The 15,224-nt window shown below is 30.2% G+C and carries 14 protein-coding genes; 4 read left to right on the top strand and 10 right to left on the bottom strand.

The genetic code is table 11. The features are described from left to right. Positions 1–20: 20 nt before the first annotated feature. The 3 genes from ACJJVO_RS05360 to ACJJVO_RS05350 are packed head-to-tail and all read right to left on the bottom strand — an operon-like array spanning position 21 to position 1,627. Complete coding sequence (locus tag ACJJVO_RS05360; protein ID WP_405571342.1) at positions 21–809, bottom strand: TerC family protein; 789 nt, start codon at positions 807–809, stop codon at positions 21–23. A 4-nt stretch (positions 810–813) separates the two neighbouring features. Then, positions 814–1,200, bottom strand: a complete 387-nt coding sequence (locus tag ACJJVO_RS05355) for a hypothetical protein (protein ID WP_405571339.1) — start codon at positions 1,198–1,200, stop codon at positions 814–816. A gap of 40 nt (positions 1,201–1,240) precedes the next feature. Continuing rightward, positions 1,241–1,627, bottom strand: coding sequence for a helix-turn-helix transcriptional regulator (locus tag ACJJVO_RS05350; RefSeq protein WP_405571336.1), 387 nt, complete (start codon positions 1,625–1,627; stop codon positions 1,241–1,243). A 302-nt stretch (positions 1,628–1,929) separates the two neighbouring features. On the opposite strand from ACJJVO_RS05350, the gene ACJJVO_RS05345 reads away from it, so the two are divergent. The 3 genes from ACJJVO_RS05345 to ACJJVO_RS05335 all read left to right on the top strand — a co-directional run bounded on the left by ACJJVO_RS05345 (position 1,930) and on the right by ACJJVO_RS05335 (position 4,212). Continuing rightward, a complete protein-coding gene (locus ACJJVO_RS05345; RefSeq protein WP_405571333.1) occupies positions 1,930–3,075 on the top strand; it encodes a M14 family zinc carboxypeptidase in 1,146 nt (381 codons plus the stop codon). A gap of 74 nt (positions 3,076–3,149) precedes the next feature. Then, the gene (locus ACJJVO_RS05340) at positions 3,150–3,629 is read left to right on the top strand and encodes an Lrp/AsnC family transcriptional regulator (protein ID WP_405571331.1); all 480 of its coding nucleotides are present in this window, start codon (positions 3,150–3,152) and stop codon (positions 3,627–3,629) included. A gap of 67 nt (positions 3,630–3,696) precedes the next feature. Next, positions 3,697–4,212 carry a DinB family protein gene (locus ACJJVO_RS05335; protein WP_405571328.1) on the top strand — a complete coding sequence of 172 codons (516 nt, stop codon included), beginning with the start codon at positions 3,697–3,699 and terminating at the stop codon, positions 4,210–4,212. On the opposite strand, the gene aroB is transcribed toward ACJJVO_RS05335, so the two are convergent. Then, positions 4,209–5,279 (bottom strand): 3-dehydroquinate synthase, encoded by a 1,071-nt coding sequence (aroB, locus tag ACJJVO_RS05330; protein WP_405571326.1) that lies wholly within the window; start codon positions 5,277–5,279, stop codon positions 4,209–4,211. The two genes, ACJJVO_RS05335 and aroB, sit on opposite strands and share 4 nt — an antisense overlap. Positions 5,280–5,376: 97 nt before the next feature. Here aroB and ACJJVO_RS05325 point away from each other — a divergent pair, with 97 nt between their 5' ends. Beyond that, complete coding sequence (locus ACJJVO_RS05325; RefSeq protein ID WP_405571323.1) at positions 5,377–6,549, top strand: proline dehydrogenase family protein; 1,173 nt, start codon at positions 5,377–5,379, stop codon at positions 6,547–6,549. 81 nt (positions 6,550–6,630) lie between these two features. Here ACJJVO_RS05325 and ACJJVO_RS05320 read toward each other — a convergent pair whose 3' ends face one another. The 6 genes from ACJJVO_RS05320 to ACJJVO_RS05295 form a co-directional block, all read right to left on the bottom strand. After that, positions 6,631–9,000: a GumC family protein gene (locus ACJJVO_RS05320; RefSeq protein ID WP_405571321.1), complete on the bottom strand. Its 2,370-nt coding sequence runs from the start codon at positions 8,998–9,000 to the stop codon at positions 6,631–6,633. Between the two features lie 18 nt (positions 9,001–9,018). Next, a complete protein-coding gene (locus ACJJVO_RS05315) occupies positions 9,019–9,795 on the bottom strand; it encodes a polysaccharide biosynthesis/export family protein (protein ID WP_405571319.1) in 777 nt (258 codons plus the stop codon). Positions 9,796–9,826: 31 nt separating this feature from the next. Continuing rightward, positions 9,827–11,722, bottom strand: coding sequence for a polysaccharide biosynthesis protein (locus ACJJVO_RS05310; RefSeq protein ID WP_405571317.1), 1,896 nt, complete (start codon positions 11,720–11,722; stop codon positions 9,827–9,829). Further along, positions 11,716–12,843, bottom strand: a complete 1,128-nt coding sequence (locus tag ACJJVO_RS05305; protein WP_405571316.1) for a DegT/DnrJ/EryC1/StrS family aminotransferase — start codon at positions 12,841–12,843, stop codon at positions 11,716–11,718. Before ACJJVO_RS05305 ends, ACJJVO_RS05310 begins: the two co-directional genes overlap by 7 nt. Positions 12,844–13,244: 401 nt before the next feature. Next, positions 13,245–14,246 carry a peptidoglycan bridge formation glycyltransferase FemA/FemB family protein gene (locus ACJJVO_RS05300; protein WP_405571314.1) on the bottom strand — a complete coding sequence of 334 codons (1,002 nt, stop codon included), beginning with the start codon at positions 14,244–14,246 and terminating at the stop codon, positions 13,245–13,247. Positions 14,247–14,278: 32 nt separating this feature from the next. Then, a complete protein-coding gene (locus ACJJVO_RS05295) occupies positions 14,279–14,896 on the bottom strand; it encodes a sugar transferase (protein ID WP_405572684.1) in 618 nt (205 codons plus the stop codon). Positions 14,897–15,224 lie beyond the last annotated feature (328 nt).

Below are 15,224 nucleotides of genomic sequence, written 5' to 3'. Positions count from 1 at the left end.
TTTTGATGGTTTCATATTTGTTAAGATTTCTTTTTAACAGTTTTGAAATTAATAAATTCAACAAAAATTGAAAATGCAATTGCAAAATACAAGTAACCTTTAGGAATCGCTCCAACGGTTTTTCCAAATATTTCTGTTTCGGATAAGTGAGCAGCTTCTGTGATAAGCATAAAACCTATTAAAATTAAAAAGGCTAGTCCTAAGATTTGAATACTTGGATGGGTGTCAATAAATTTTCTTATTGGGTTTGCAAAGCCTATCATTATGCCAATTGAAATTATTACAGCTATAATCATTAGTATAAGTGTGCAGTTATGATTAGGATGTAAGCCATTAGTCATACCTACAGCTGTAAGAATTGAGTCTATTGAAAAAATAAAATCAATCACCATTATCTGAACAACAGCATTACTCAGTGATTTTATTGGTTTAGACTTTACTTGATCTTCATCATGAGAAGGATTTTCTACTTTTTCTCTAATTTCAGATGTGCTTTTATAAATTAAGAACATACCTCCTGCAAATAATATTATTGCCTGCCAACTAATCCCTATTGATAACCAGCTCGTTTTAATAGAATAGAAAGGCTCGCTTAGCCCAACTAAAAAAGACACAAAGAATAATAAAATAATACGTTGTATCATAGCAAGAAGCAACCCAACGTTAGTAGCTTTACCTCTTTGATGTTCTGGTAATTTATTTGCAGCAATAGAAATAAATACAATATTATCTATGCCAAGTATAATTTCTAGAAAAGTCAAAGTTAATAATGCCATTATAGCATCAGAAGTTAGAAGAAAATCAAGCATAAGGCTAATCTATTTTAATTGCCACTCCTTTTTCAACATTCAAAGGTTTATTTGGTCTTTTTGCAGCAAGTTTATATTCAAATGTATATGAGTTTTCAGTAGTAGACAAAATTTTCATGTGAATGGCATCTTTTTCTGAATTGCTTGTAGGATGTAGCTTTTTAAGGATGAATTCACAATCGTTTATCCAGCGTAAAGAAGAAGAATCTGCGACACCATTATGATAGTCTATATTGTAATTTTCTGTTCTTTTGAATCTACTTGTTTGCTCAACGCCATCAATAATATAGGAAAACTCAAAAGTACCTGTTTTAAAATCCGAACATTCTCTTTCAATAGAATAGCAGCTCGTTAATAACATCAATAATAATAGTGCAGATAAGACTTTCATTTTAATCTTTTTACAAAGATAACAAATAGCCTAATAGAAATTACGGATGGTAACTCTTAAAAGTGCCGTCTTTATAAAAAATGACAATTTTTTCGATATCAGAATCAGAATTAGGAATGGCATCTATTTTTGAGATTGCCGTTACTGGTTTAGAAATTGACTTAGGTGAACTAGAAACAGGTGCTTCTGATGTTTTAGTTGTATTAGGAAAATTTCCTTTGCCATTCATTAGCCAATACAACTCAACTTCAGGATAGGAGTTAAGCACTTTCATTACAAAGTCTAAACTTGGCTTATTTCTACCAGATAAAATATGTGAAATACTAGAACGTTGTACACCAATTTTTTCAGCAAAACTAGATGCTGTTTCGCTGTAAAATTCAATCACTTTTTGTAGTCGTTCTGTAAATTTGGGTGAGTTTATCATTGTAAACTATCAGTTTAAATATATAACGTTACAAATGTAACAAATAGTATTAATATACGCGCAACTTAGTTGGTATATGATTATTTTTTATTAAATTTTTAGTTTGATAAATGTGATTAATATGCTGATTTTAAATATTTTAAATATTATAAAATATTTCGATTGTTCTTTTGGTTTTCTTAAGTCTCAATTGCTCAAGTGAGAAGTTTGTTTTTGTTTAATATTGTAACACATTTGAGAAATCTAACTGTTTACAATTGTAAAAAATCAAATGATTACATTTGTAACATCAAAATTACAATATGAATTTAGAGCTTTTGAATGGAGTATTTTCTGAGATGAAAGTACCCGAATTATTTGGTCGATACATTACCAATTCTCACATTGAAAAATGTTTCAATAAATTTCCTAAATCGATAATTTCCACGATTGGTTATTCGGTTGAAGAACGACCAATTTACAGTTTCAAATTTGGTAAAGGTCCAATCAAAATTTTACTTTGGTCTCAAATGCATGGTAACGAATCTACATCGACTAAAGCTCTTTTTGATTGTTTTAATGTATTTGAAAACAAGAGTGAGATCACAGAACATATTCTTGATAAATGTACTTTAATTGTTATTCCTATATTAAACCCTGATGGAGCAGAAAAGTATACACGTATAAATGCCAACCTGGTAGATTTAAATAGAGATGCACAAGATTTATCGCAGCCAGAAAGTAACGTTTTAAGAGATGTGTATAATAATTTTAAACCTAATTATTGTTTTAATCTTCATGGACAGCGTACTATTTTTAGTGTAGGAGAAACCAATAACGTTGCTACACTTTCGTTTTTATCACCAGCACAAGACTTAGAACGCACATTAACTTCTAATAGAAAAGTAGCTATGGCGATCATTACAGAAGTAAATGCAGCATTGCAAACTGAGATTCCTAACGGTATAGGTCGTTATGATGATGGGTTTAATTTGAATTGCGTTGGAGACACCTTTCAGAATTTTGGAGTACCCACGTTATTATATGAAGCTGGTCATTTTGCGAATGATTATGATAGGGAAGAGGTAAGGCGTCTAATGTTTATTGCTATTTTAAAAGGTATTAATTCTATTACTAACGGCACAAATAACATTGATTATAAAGCTTATTTTGATATTCCTGAAAATGGAAAATGTTTTTACGATATCATTATTAGGAATGCAAAGCTAAAAGATACAGATTCTGATTGTGTTGATATTGCAATTCAATATAAAGAGGTTTTAAAAAATGACAAAGTACATTTTAGTCCAAAAATTGCAGATATTTCTTTATTAAACAATAAATATGGACACAAAGAAATTGACGCAAATAGCGCCACTGTTGAAATGACAGAAAATTCTATGTTAATTATAGGTAGCGAAATCGATTTCGTAATATTGAATAATGAAAGAATATCACTAAAACCCTAAAATAATTCATTTAAAATACATAATCGTTAAATTAAATGTCTTATTTTTGCGTTTACCTTAAAGATTATATAATTATGGCAAAATTTAAATTAGACGAAGTAGATCATCAAATACTTGATATGCTTATTGATAATACACGTATACCTTTCACTGATATAGCAAAGAAATTATTGATTTCTGCAGGTACAGTTCATGTACGTGTTAAGAAAATGGAAGAAGCTGGCATTATTAAGGGCTCTTCTTTAACTTTAGACTATCAAAAACTTGATTATTCATTCATCGCTTATGTGGGTGTTTATCTTCAAAATACATCTCAAACAAAATTTGTTTTAGAACGTATCTATAATATTCCTTATGTAACAGTTGCTCATATTACTACGGGTAAATTTAATATCTTTTGTAAGATTAGAGCTAAAGACACTATGCATGCTAAGGATATTATCTTTTTGTTAGATGATATTGAAGGTGTTTACAGAACAGAAACTATGATTTCTTTAGAAGAAAGCTTAAATGACAAAAAACGATTAATGCATACCATTTTTAATGAGTTGTAATTAATTCATTATACGATACACAAAAGCCCTTACTATATTTAATAAGGGCTTTTTAAATTTATAAACTATGATTTCTAATGGTCTAAATTCTAATGAATTTAATCCTTACTATAAGCTATATATAGATAATGCGACTGATGTAAATATTATTGAAGGTTTAAATCAAAATTTGAAGTCAGTAGTGTCCTTTTATAACAGTATTCCTGAATCAAAGCATGATTATTCTTATGCAGAAGGTAAATGGACTGTAAAAGATGTATTACTTCATATTATTGATACTGAGCGTATATTCACTTATAGAGCTTTACGTATAGCAAGGCAAGATACAACACCTTTACCAGGTTATGAGCAAGATGATTTTGCTGTAACGGCTAAAGCCTCTAAACGTTCTTTAGAGAGTATCTTAGATGAATACAAAGCGGTAAGACAAGCATCTATTGCATTGTTTAATAGTTTTGATGTTGAGGCTTTAGCGCAAATAGGTGAGGCGAGTGGTTCTCCAATTTCTGTAAGAGCCATAGCTTATATTTTAACAGGTCATGAAAATCATCACAACCAAGTGATCACTGAGCGTTACTTTTAACTTGCGTAATAATCAAAAGCTTCTTCAATAAGTGTGTTGCTAACAATGCAATCTGTTTTTGGCTCTCCTATTGCCTCAAGTAGCACAAATTTTACGATGCCATGACTATTTTTTTTGTCGTATTGTAGCAAATCAATGATGTGTTTTTGATCATTTTTATTTATTTCTACTTTAGAGAATGTTTTTAAAATACCTTCTGTAATTAGTTCTAATTCTTGATTGCTTAAACCACAAATCTTAGTAGATAAATACGTTTCTAACAACATGCCAATAGCAACAGCTTCTCCATGTAATAAAGGTGTTTTGTCAGCATTTTCTAAAAAATAACTTTCTATGGCATGCCCTAGTGTGTGTCCAAAATTTAATATTTTTCTTAAGCCTAATTCTTTTGGATCGGATGTAACGACTTTGTTTTTTATAACAATAGAATCGTAAATTAGTTGGTCTAAATCTGAAAGATCTAATTTTTCTAAATTAGTTAAGGTATTCCAATAGGCTTTATCGTAAATTAAACCATGTTTTAGCATTTCCGCAAAGCCTGAAACCATTTCGTTTTGAGGAAGTGTATCTAAAAAAGAGGTGTCTACACCAACTATTTCACCTTCATTGATTACACCAATTTGGTTTTTTAAGGATCCTAAATCGACTCCTGTTTTTCCACCAACAGAAGCATCTACCATAGCTAATAATGATGTTGGTATATTGATATAAGTAATACCTCTCATATATGTACTTGCAACAAAACCCCCTAAATCCGTAACAACTCCGCCTCCTAAATTTATTAAGATGCTTTTACGATCCGCATTATATTCTGATAAAGCTTCCCAAACACCTGTACAGATATCAATAGTTTTATGTTCTTCTCCATTAGGCATCTCCATTACTTCAATGTTAATTTGGCCAGACTCTAGGCGTTCTAAAAATTTAGGCAAACAATAATCATGTGTATTGGTATCTACAAGTATAAATATCTTGGAAGGTTTATTTGTTTTTATATAGTTGTTTAGCTCTGAATATACTTCAGAATTAAAAAATACAGTAGCATTATTTGTTGAAATTGACTTCATGATAGATCTTATCTAGATTTTGATGTGAAAATACTTCCTTTTTTTAAAAAAAAGTAAAGCTAATAATAAATATATTTGCAGATATATTATTTAGCTAATGATTAATCACTCTCTTTTTGAAAACACAGCTACGGCTTTTACATTAAAGTCAGATTCTGAACTAGAACGTGCCTATTTTTTGTTTAAAATGATTTCTTCTGAACCTTTAGTTCGTATTGGAACTGCAGCAACTAATTTTGCGTTAAAAGCTCATTTGCCTGTTGAAAAGCTTATACGTGCTACTGTTTTTGATCATTTTTGTGGAGGAGTAAATGAAGACGATTGTTTGTCTGTTATAGATAAATTATATACAGAACGGGTTTCTTCTGTTTTAGATTATTCTGTAGAGGGTAAATCTGTAGAAAATCAATTTGATAATGCTTTAGAGAAAATATTAAAGATCATTAATTTCTGTGATGAAAGAGAAGCGATGCCAATAGTGGTGTTTAAGCCAACAGGTTTTGGTCGTTTTTTATTATATCAGAAAAAAACTGAAGGTATTGAGCTAACTTTAGAAGAAGAAGCTGAGTGGAATAGAATAGTAGTTCGTTTTGACACAGTTTGTAAACTTGCAAAAGAAAAGGATGTAGAAGTTTTAATTGATGGTGAAGAGAGTTGGATGCAAACTGCAGCCGATGATTTGGTAGAAGAGATGATGCGCCGTTATAATAAAGATGTAACAGTAGTTTATAATACTCTGCAATTATACAGATGGGATCGTTTAGATTATTTAAAACAATTACATCAGCGTGCAAAGACTGAAGGTTTTAAAATTGGCATGAAGATAGTTAGGGGAGCATATATGGAAAAAGAGCGAGAAAGAGCTTTAGATAAAGGGTACGATTCTCCAATTTGTGAAAATAAAAAGGCTACTGATGACAATTTTAATGAGACTTTAAGTTATAGTCTTAATAATTTAAAAGAGATTTCCGTATTTATTGGTACACATAATGAAGCTAGTTGCTATTTAGCTTTAGAAATGATGGAGGCTCTTAACATCTCAAAAGAAGATAATAATGTGTGGTTTGGGCAATTATATGGTATGAGTGACCATATTAGTTTTAACTTGGCTGCAGAAGGTTACAATGTGGCTAAATACATTCCTTTTGGTCCTGTTAAAGATGTGATGCCATATTTAATAAGAAGAGCAGAAGAAAACACTTCTGTTGCTGGACAAACTAGTAGAGAGTTGTCACTTTTAAAAGCGGAAAGAAAAAGGCGTAAGCTTTGATTTAAGATTTACAAAGTTTTAGAATAAAAAAAGCCACTACTTATGTAGTGGCTTTTTTTATTCTATTATTAATTAAATTAATTAAGATTTACCAAATTGATACCATTTTTTCTTTTTTAAAGGATTGTTCCCATAACCGTATCCATAGCCATAACCTCCATATCCTTTTCTACCAATTTTAACTCCGTTGAGTAGCATGGTCATTTTAGGTAATCTTTCTTCTCTATATAATGGTTCTGCAACATGTTTTAGTAATCGTTTATCTATTTTATCTACACTAACGACATACACAAACATGTCAGCTAAATGCGAAATAAGCAATGTATCACTAACAATACCAACAGCAGAAGTGTCTGCTATAATGTAATCGTATTTGGTGTCGAAATGATTAAATAACTCTTCAACTCTATCATTCATTAATAACTCTGAAGGATTAGGTGGAATTGTACCAGATGAAATTATATCTAAGAATTTATTGTCTTTGTGTTTAATAACAACATCTTCTGGTTTTAAAGATGTATCTGCTATATAATCCGAAAGTCCTTGTTGTTGATTTTCAAGTCCCAAATAATCTAAAATTTTAGGGACTCTTATATCTGTTTCAATTAAAAGAACGGATTTACCAGCATAGGCAATTGACGATGCTAGATTAGTACTCGTGTGAGATTTCCCTTCTTGAGGTATCGTAGATGTTATAAATATTTTTTTAGAACGTCCTTTAATGTTTCTAAGCATAAAATCTATATTAGATTTTACAATCCTAAAGGCCTCTGCTTTAGGTGAATAATCAACTTTTTTAACTAATTGTTGCTTTTTAGAACTTTTTGGAATATCTCCTAAATAAGGAATATTTAATATAGCCATTAAATCCTCTTTTCTATAAAGTTTAGTATTTAGAAGATCTGCAATATAAATAAAGGCAATAGGTACTCCCATACCAAATATTAAAGAGGCGATATACACAATCATAGTATTTGGAGCTATAGGGCTGTGGGAAGAATATGCTCTATCTACAATTTTAGCGGTAGGAGCATACATTCCTAATCTAATAGCAGATTCTTCTTTTTTCTCCAATAGATATAGGAAAAGAGATTCCTTAATATCTTGCTGTCTTTTTATATCTTTAAATTGACGCTCTTTTGTAGGTGCAGAATAGAGTCTTCCTTGTATTCTTGAATTTTCTCTATTTAAATTACTTAAAGTTAATTGAGATGTTGCTTTAATATTTTTTAAAGAATTTTGAAGATTTGTTTTTAAGGAAGCAATCTGATTATTTAATTGAATAACAGTAGGGTTTTTATCTGTAGAGTTTTTTAGAAGTCTATCTCGTTCCGCTACTAATTCATTATTCTTTTTTATAACCTGAGATGTGTTTGAATCACCAATACCAACTTCGGGTAATAAATCACTAGGTTTATCACTTGAAATTTCTTCTTCCAAATAAGAAATCATTTGAATACTGTTAGCAGTAGTTGCAATTTGCGATTGTATATGCTGGCCTGTTTGGAGGTTGAGATCTGCCTGAGAGCTTAATGCGGTGAGATTGTTTTTTTGTTGTAATTCCTCAGCGGTAAAGTCAACCTTTTCCAATTCAGATGATACTTGTAATAGTCTATTGTTTATAAAATCTGATGTAGACTTCACAACAGCTTCCTTGTCTAATAATACATCTTTATTATATTCTTCAATAAGTTGGTTTAAAATATCTGCGGCTTTGTATGAATTACTATCTTTTAAATCTAATTTAATGACACTCGACCCTGTCTCTGTAGATACTTTTATTTTCTGTTGATAACTATTTACAATATTGCGAACTGAAGAAATTGATATTTTTAAATTACTTCCTACTATTGGCGCGTGTTTACCAACATTTGGAATTAATACAATATCACCAAATCCTGTTTTAATTCTAGACCCAAATTCATAAGACTTGCCTTTTTGTTCATCTCTATCTATAAGAGATTTACCTTCGTTTTTAAAGGCTAAAAATTGAGTAGGTGATTTTACTTTAATATAAAGTGTTGTATCCACATTATATATAACAGAATCATTGGCAAAAAAACTTAGCTTTACGGGTGGGTTAGAATAAATTTCACGTTCTTTTATACTTCCTTCTGCGAAGCATCTAATATTAAGTTTTAATTCTTTAACAACATTTTCGATTAAAGTTCTTGATTGGATAGTTTCAATTTCATCTTTAATTTTATTAGTGCCATCAGAGAATAGACCTTTACCTGAGGATTCGCCATTAGTTTCTAATTTTTGAGATTGTTTTTCGTCCCTTATTTTAATTGTGGCACTAGCGCTGTATTGGTATGTTGTGTAGCGTAAATACGTATAGCCAAGAAAAAGAGCCACAACACAGCAGAAAAGCAATAATTTCCAATGAGAAAGAAATAAGTCTACACTTTGTCTAATTTCATTAGGGCTTGAAACAGGTTTAGATTCCATAAAAGATTTTAATTGATACTATTTTATTAAGAATACCGCTAATATTGTAGTTAGTGTACCTATTGCAGAGATTAATACTCCATTATTTTGGTTATATGTAGAAGACCTGATTTTTGCCTTGTTTGGTTCTACGTAAATTATGTCATTCTGTTGTAAATAATAGAGATGAGAATTTACTGTATTTATCGACGTTAAATCAATATTAGCAAATTTCTTTTTTCCATCTACTTCTCTTATTAATTTAACATTCTTACGTTTACCAAATATAGTTAAATCATTGGCATAACCAAGAGCTTCGATAAGCGTAACTCTTTCATCTTGCATAGTAAAAGTTCCAGGGTTACTAACTTCACCAATTACTGTAATAGTAAAATTCACCAATCTAACATTTACAATAGGATCATTTGCCATTTCTTTAATACGCTCTACTAGTAATGCTGTTAAATCTGTACGTGATAAACCTTCAACTCTTATGGTTCCTAAAACCGGAAATTCAATATTACCATTATAATCTACTAAGTAGGTTTGTTGCTGCAAAGAACCTTGAGCACTTCTTAGATCTGCTGAATTATTGGATACTGTAGGTAGGTTAAAAGGTCTTACTGTATCTGGATCTAAAGCAGAAACGTTTATAGTTAAAATATCATCTGGTTTATAAATTAATTGTGTTGGTTCAGATGTTAATTGTCCTTCTTCTAAAGGTTCGTCTTGAAAATAGACTAAGTCTTTCCTCGATGCACACGAGGTAGCGCTAATAATTGCTAAGATCGATATTATAAGAATACGTGTTTTCATTTGAGTCAATTTATAGGTTTCCAAAAAATGGTTATTTCTTTCTATCCAATACTTCATAAGTAGAATTATTAGAAATATATTCTGGTATTAAAAATTTAATCGAAGATACTATTTCTAATGGCTGTGTTAAAGAATTTATATTAGTAAGTTTATTAATTTGATTTTCTACACTAATAATATCAACATGTCTAGATTTTGCAATCATTATTTTTTCATGATAGGTTTTCTTCGTGTTTTCACCGTCGGCCAATAATTCTTCATAAATTTTTTCACCAGGTCTTAAACCAGTAATTTTAATATCAATGTCTTCAGGATAACGCAAACCGGAAAGAATAATCATATTGGTTGCTAAGTTAAATATCTTAATAGGTTCTCCCATATCAAAGACAAAAATCTCACCACCATTACCCATTGCTGCCGCTTCTAAAACGAGCTGACAAGCTTCTGGTATTGTCATAAAATAACGTGTAATATCCTTGTGTGTAACTGTTAGTGGACCTCCTTTTTCAATTTGCTTTTTAAATAAAGGTATTACTGAACCATTAGAACCTAAAACATTTCCGAACCTTGTTGTAATGAACTTTGTATGACCTTTTCCCTTAAGACATGTAGCATAAAGTTCAGCAATTCTTTTTGTAGCACCCATCACGTTTGTTGGGTTTACAGCTTTATCAGTAGAAATTAAAACAAATTTATCTACACTGTGTTTTACGGCAATATCGGCTACATTTTTAGTACCTCCAATATTAACACTTACTGCCTCATACGGATTGTTTTCCATTAAAGGGACGTGCTTATATGCCGCAGCATGAAAAACAATTTTAGGTTTGTATAAATTGAATATTTGATCTATTCGTGTTCTGTTGCGCACATCTGCAACTATAGCTTCAATGTTTTCTAATCCTTGTTGTCTAAATTCTTGCTGAATATCATAAAGTGCAGATTCTGCATTATCCACTAAAATTAACTTTTTATAATTATAGAGGCTAACTTTTCTACAAATTTCACTACCAATAGAACCAGCTGCACCAGTAATAAGTATAACTTTATTGTCGTATTGCTCTTCTAAATCCGGATTTTTGATACTAATTGGATCTCTTCCTAAAAGGTCTTCAATCTTAACTTCTTTTATTTGCCCAACACTTAAATCTCCATCAATCCAACTTTGAACAGGGGGAACAATCTTAACTTTTAGACCAAGTGAAAACAGATTACCTGTAATTTGTAATAAACGAGAAGGGTCAATGTTTTGAATCGAAATTATAACATCTTCAACATTATTCTTTGTAATGAATTTTTTGTCGATGTCATCAATGCTATAAACTTTTAAAAGATTTATTTTTTTACCTATTTTTCTTTCATCGTCATCAATAAAACCAACCACGTCAACTCCGTTTTTAGTGTCATTTTGAATGGCATCATAAGTAAGCATGCCAGAATTACCTGCACCAAAAATTAAGACATTTGAAATTGATTGGAAATCTTGAGTAATATGAATATATAGAGACTTTATAAATAATTTTGCTCCAATTAAAAATAAAATATTTAGTAAAAGATGGATGTAAATAATTGAACCTGAGATATCAAAAATATTACCTTCAGCAAAAAACTCTCTACTTATAAAAGTACAGCAGATAAGTATTGTGGCTAAAATATTTGCACCTATAATGAGATTAACAATATCTTTAAAACCTGTAAATCTAACAACTCCTTTGTAAGATCCAACAGATATAAGGCTAATTGCTGCTATTAAAGCAACATAAGGTATTTGCTTTAAGACAGTTAAAAAGTCAAACTCAATTGTAAAATTATACCTAATTAAATAGGCCATAAAAAATGTCGCAACAATTATGGCAATATCAAATAGGAGTACAAGCCATTTTGACGCATATTTTTCCGATATTTTATTTAGAAATTGAACTAACATGTTACAAAATACGTATTTATTGCAGAAACTACTCTATCTAATTCAGCATCAGTTAAATTTGATCCACTAGGTAAGCATAAGCCTTTTTCAAACAACTCGTCTGATACGCCATTAAGATAACTTGGAGAATCTTTAAAAACGGGTTGTTGATGCATTGGTTTCCATAATGGTCTTGACTCAATATTTTCCTTTTCTAAAGCTAGTCTTAAGCCTTCTCTTGTGCTTTGAGAATCTAAAAGAATACAGCTTAACCATCTATTAGAAAAGTAACCTTCAGGCTCTTTCAGAAATGTAATTTTAGCATTATCTTTAAAACTATTTAGATAAAATTCATGGTTAGAACGACGTTTGGCTACATGACTATCTAATATGGTCATTTGTCCACGACCTATGCCAGCAACAATGTTAGACATTCTGTAATTATAACCAATTTGAGAATGTAAATAGTGAGGTGCATTATCACGTGCTTGTGTTGCCAGGAATACAGCTTTTTCCTTATTTTCTAAAGTTTTTGAAACTAAAGCTCCACCACCTGATGTAGTTATTATTTTATTACCATTAAATGATAATATTGAAAACTCACCAAATGTACCGCAGTTTTTTCCTTTGTACGTGCTACCTAATGACTCTGCACTATCTTCAATAACGGGAATATTGTATTTTGAAGCAATATCATTAATTTCAGTAACCTTGTAAGGCATACCATATAAATGAACAGCTATAATAGCTTTAGGTTTATTTCCTTTTTCTATTCTATCTTTAATAGCGATCTCTAATTGAATAGGGCACATGTTCCATGTGTCTCTTTCACTATCTACAAAAACAGGAGTAGCACCTTGATATACTATCGGATTTGCAGATGCAGAAAACGTTTTACTTTGGCAGATTACTTCATCACCATAACTAACCCCTAATAATATTAGGCTCAGGTGTAGTGCAGAAGTACCAGAAGCTAATGCAGCCACATGGCAGTCTTCTTTTAAATAAGATTTTAAATCGTTTTCAAAATTGTTAACGTTTGGCCCTAGTGGAGCTACCCAATTAGTGTCAAATGCTTCTTTTACGTAAGATTGTTCATTACCACTCATGTGTGGTGATGAAAGCCATATTTTTTCGTTCATAGGTTAATGCTTTAAGTTAGTACCTAAAGGTTATAATTTAAAGGTGTTTGGGACCCGTTAATTAATTGCATTACAGATGGCTAATATAAGTCCTAATAATTTAAACCATGAAACAAAAATAATAATTTACGACCAACTGTAAAAATTACACGATATATAAGAGTTCCACTATTCTTAAGTGTATATAAATCAGATAAAAAGCATCAACAATAACTTATATTTATTAGGTGATTGGCATAATATTAGGTAAAAAATGAGTTTAACGACTAATTTTAAGTTTTCAATAAGAACTAAAACTTTTACATGTCTTAATTAAATCCATTCAAGATACGTCTTAAATGTAATTGAAATTCTAAGCTTTTCATTAAGTTAAAAAAACAAATTGTACAATAATAAAATTTCTAGGATCTATATTTAGGAAAGAATCCTGTTTCATCTTTAGATTGAGATAGAGTATCGTAAACATTCTGATTAACAATGTATTTCCAAACTTTAAAAGTTCTGAAATCTTTTGAAAAAGAAGCTTTGAATTCAAATAAAGAATCGTGCTCGCTACCTAAACCACCTCCTAAATTAAAAACTTTATAACCTTGTTCAGTAGCTCTCAGTCTCATTTCATCTAAGAATAATTTTGAAGGTTTTAGTCTTAAGTGTTCTGTACGTGTGCCAGATAAGTGATATTGAACTATGTTTTTTGTTTTAACAAACATTGAACCAGCGACAAACTCGTTAGATTCTAAATGTCTTACTAATAGGATATCTGTATCAAAATCACTGATCTCCATAAAATTAAGAAAGTACTCTTTGCTAAAGAAGTAACTTTCCTTAGCATCAAGACGTTTCATGTTTTCGTAATATATATCTACAAACTCTAGAATTTCTTCTTTAGTTTCAACTTTAATTACTTCACATTGTTTTCTTAATTTATTAATCTGGTTTTTATTCGATTTTCCATAGGCCATACGAGATTGCTCAATAGGCAAAGACACATCAATATTAACAACATCACCTAAGCTAATAGTGTCACCTAAGTTCTCTAATATTTTATCTTGTTGGATGTAAGGATGTAATCTACTAAATACAGACACTATACTCTTTGCTTCTAGATAAGTGTTAAAAGCTGCTTTAAAATCATCAAAATTATACGTTTCTGTGTCAAAATTACTGAGAGGGCCAGCATATCCGTAAACTGATGTAAGATCAAAATATTCTGTATTAGGAATTGATCGCAATAACATAGGTAATGCTATGATTTCATCAGCTTTTGTATATGTTAATAAAATAGGCGTTTCATCTTCGTTTTTAGAAATATTATGATAGTCGTATGTGTGGTAAAAATCATAGTTCTCTATTTGTTCTAAAATAGCATTCCATTCTTTTTTGTCTGTAATTTCTTTCATCATTTAATTATTACTATATGATTAAAGTTGTTAGGTTAGTCTTTTGCGGTTTTTGTTCCAGTAAACATGGGCATGTCTAGCGTCTCTGAATTATTAATATCACTTCTTTTAATAACCTTATAAAAAGTAAGCCATAGAATTTTCAAATCTAACAAAAACGATTGATTATCAACGTAATAAACGTCTAATTTAAATTTTTCTTCCCAAGAGATGGTATTTCTTCCATTAATTTGTGCCCATCCAGTTATGCCTGGCATTACCTCATGTCTTCTGTTTTGTTCTTTGTTATAATGTTCTAAATATTCTGGAAGAAGTGGGCGAGGGCCAATTAGGCTCATATCTCCTTTTAAAATATTTAATAATTGAGGAATTTCATCTAATGAGTATTTTCTACAAATATCTCCAGTTTTTGTTACACGTTCTAATGCTGGTAATAACTCACCATTAGCGTCAGTTTTATCTGTCATGGTTTTTAACTTAATAATTGTAAAAAGTTTACCATGTTTACCTGTTCTTCGTTGATAAAAGAACGGTTTACCATTATTAGAAATACTTAATATAATAATGAGCACCAAAAATATTGGAGAAATTAGAATTAAACCTATTAATGCGGCTAAAAAATCAAATGAGCGTTTAATAATTATAGTATATATGTTTTTCATATTCTGACTGTTAGAATTCTTAAAAGCACTGCAAATAAACTATTTTTATTGAAAAATAGTGCATTCAAGAGATAATTTAATTTTAAACGTATCATAAATAGGTTGTACTGATTAATAAGCTTAAATCAAAGTTCTAATGGTTAAAAACTTCAATACTCTTAATTTTAGAGACTAACTTCTAATCTTAGCGATAAAGATAATATACAAATGCTTTTATCCAATACATTAAATTTATAAAAGCCATCATAATCTACTTTAAATTTAAAAGCGCTTAAATTAGAATTCTAAAAATGAATATTAGTATTAAATCAAAAAACTA

The organism is Winogradskyella sp. Asnod2-B02-A (assembly GCF_045063645.1).
GTDB lineage: Bacteria > Bacteroidota > Bacteroidia > Flavobacteriales > Flavobacteriaceae > Winogradskyella.
Note: the sequence above shows the minus strand (reverse complement) of the source record. Positions and strands in the feature narration are given on the sequence as shown.

Excerpts from the sequence above, each read along its gene's own strand:
- ACJJVO_RS05360 (WP_405571342.1), bottom strand. The coding sequence starts at position 809 with ATGCTTGATTTTCTTCTAACTTCTGATGCTATAATGGCATTATTAACT.
- ACJJVO_RS05355 (WP_405571339.1), bottom strand. The coding sequence starts at position 1,200 with ATGAAAGTCTTATCTGCACTATTATTATTGATGTTATTAACGAGCTGC.
- ACJJVO_RS05350 (WP_405571336.1), bottom strand. The coding sequence starts at position 1,627 with ATGATAAACTCACCCAAATTTACAGAACGACTACAAAAAGTGATTGAA.
- ACJJVO_RS05345 (WP_405571333.1), top strand. The coding sequence starts at position 1,930 with ATGAATTTAGAGCTTTTGAATGGAGTATTTTCTGAGATGAAAGTACCC.
- ACJJVO_RS05340 (WP_405571331.1), top strand. The coding sequence starts at position 3,150 with ATGGCAAAATTTAAATTAGACGAAGTAGATCATCAAATACTTGATATG.
- ACJJVO_RS05335 (WP_405571328.1), top strand. The coding sequence starts at position 3,697 with ATGATTTCTAATGGTCTAAATTCTAATGAATTTAATCCTTACTATAAG.
- aroB (WP_405571326.1), bottom strand. The coding sequence starts at position 5,279 with ATGAAGTCAATTTCAACAAATAATGCTACTGTATTTTTTAATTCTGAA.
- ACJJVO_RS05325 (WP_405571323.1), top strand. The coding sequence starts at position 5,377 with ATGATTAATCACTCTCTTTTTGAAAACACAGCTACGGCTTTTACATTA.
- ACJJVO_RS05320 (WP_405571321.1), bottom strand. The coding sequence starts at position 9,000 with ATGGAATCTAAACCTGTTTCAAGCCCTAATGAAATTAGACAAAGTGTA.
- ACJJVO_RS05315 (WP_405571319.1), bottom strand. The coding sequence starts at position 9,795 with ATGAAAACACGTATTCTTATAATATCGATCTTAGCAATTATTAGCGCT.
- ACJJVO_RS05310 (WP_405571317.1), bottom strand. The coding sequence starts at position 11,722 with ATGTTAGTTCAATTTCTAAATAAAATATCGGAAAAATATGCGTCAAAA.
- ACJJVO_RS05305 (WP_405571316.1), bottom strand. The coding sequence starts at position 12,843 with ATGAACGAAAAAATATGGCTTTCATCACCACACATGAGTGGTAATGAA.
- ACJJVO_RS05300 (WP_405571314.1), bottom strand. The coding sequence starts at position 14,246 with ATGATGAAAGAAATTACAGACAAAAAAGAATGGAATGCTATTTTAGAA.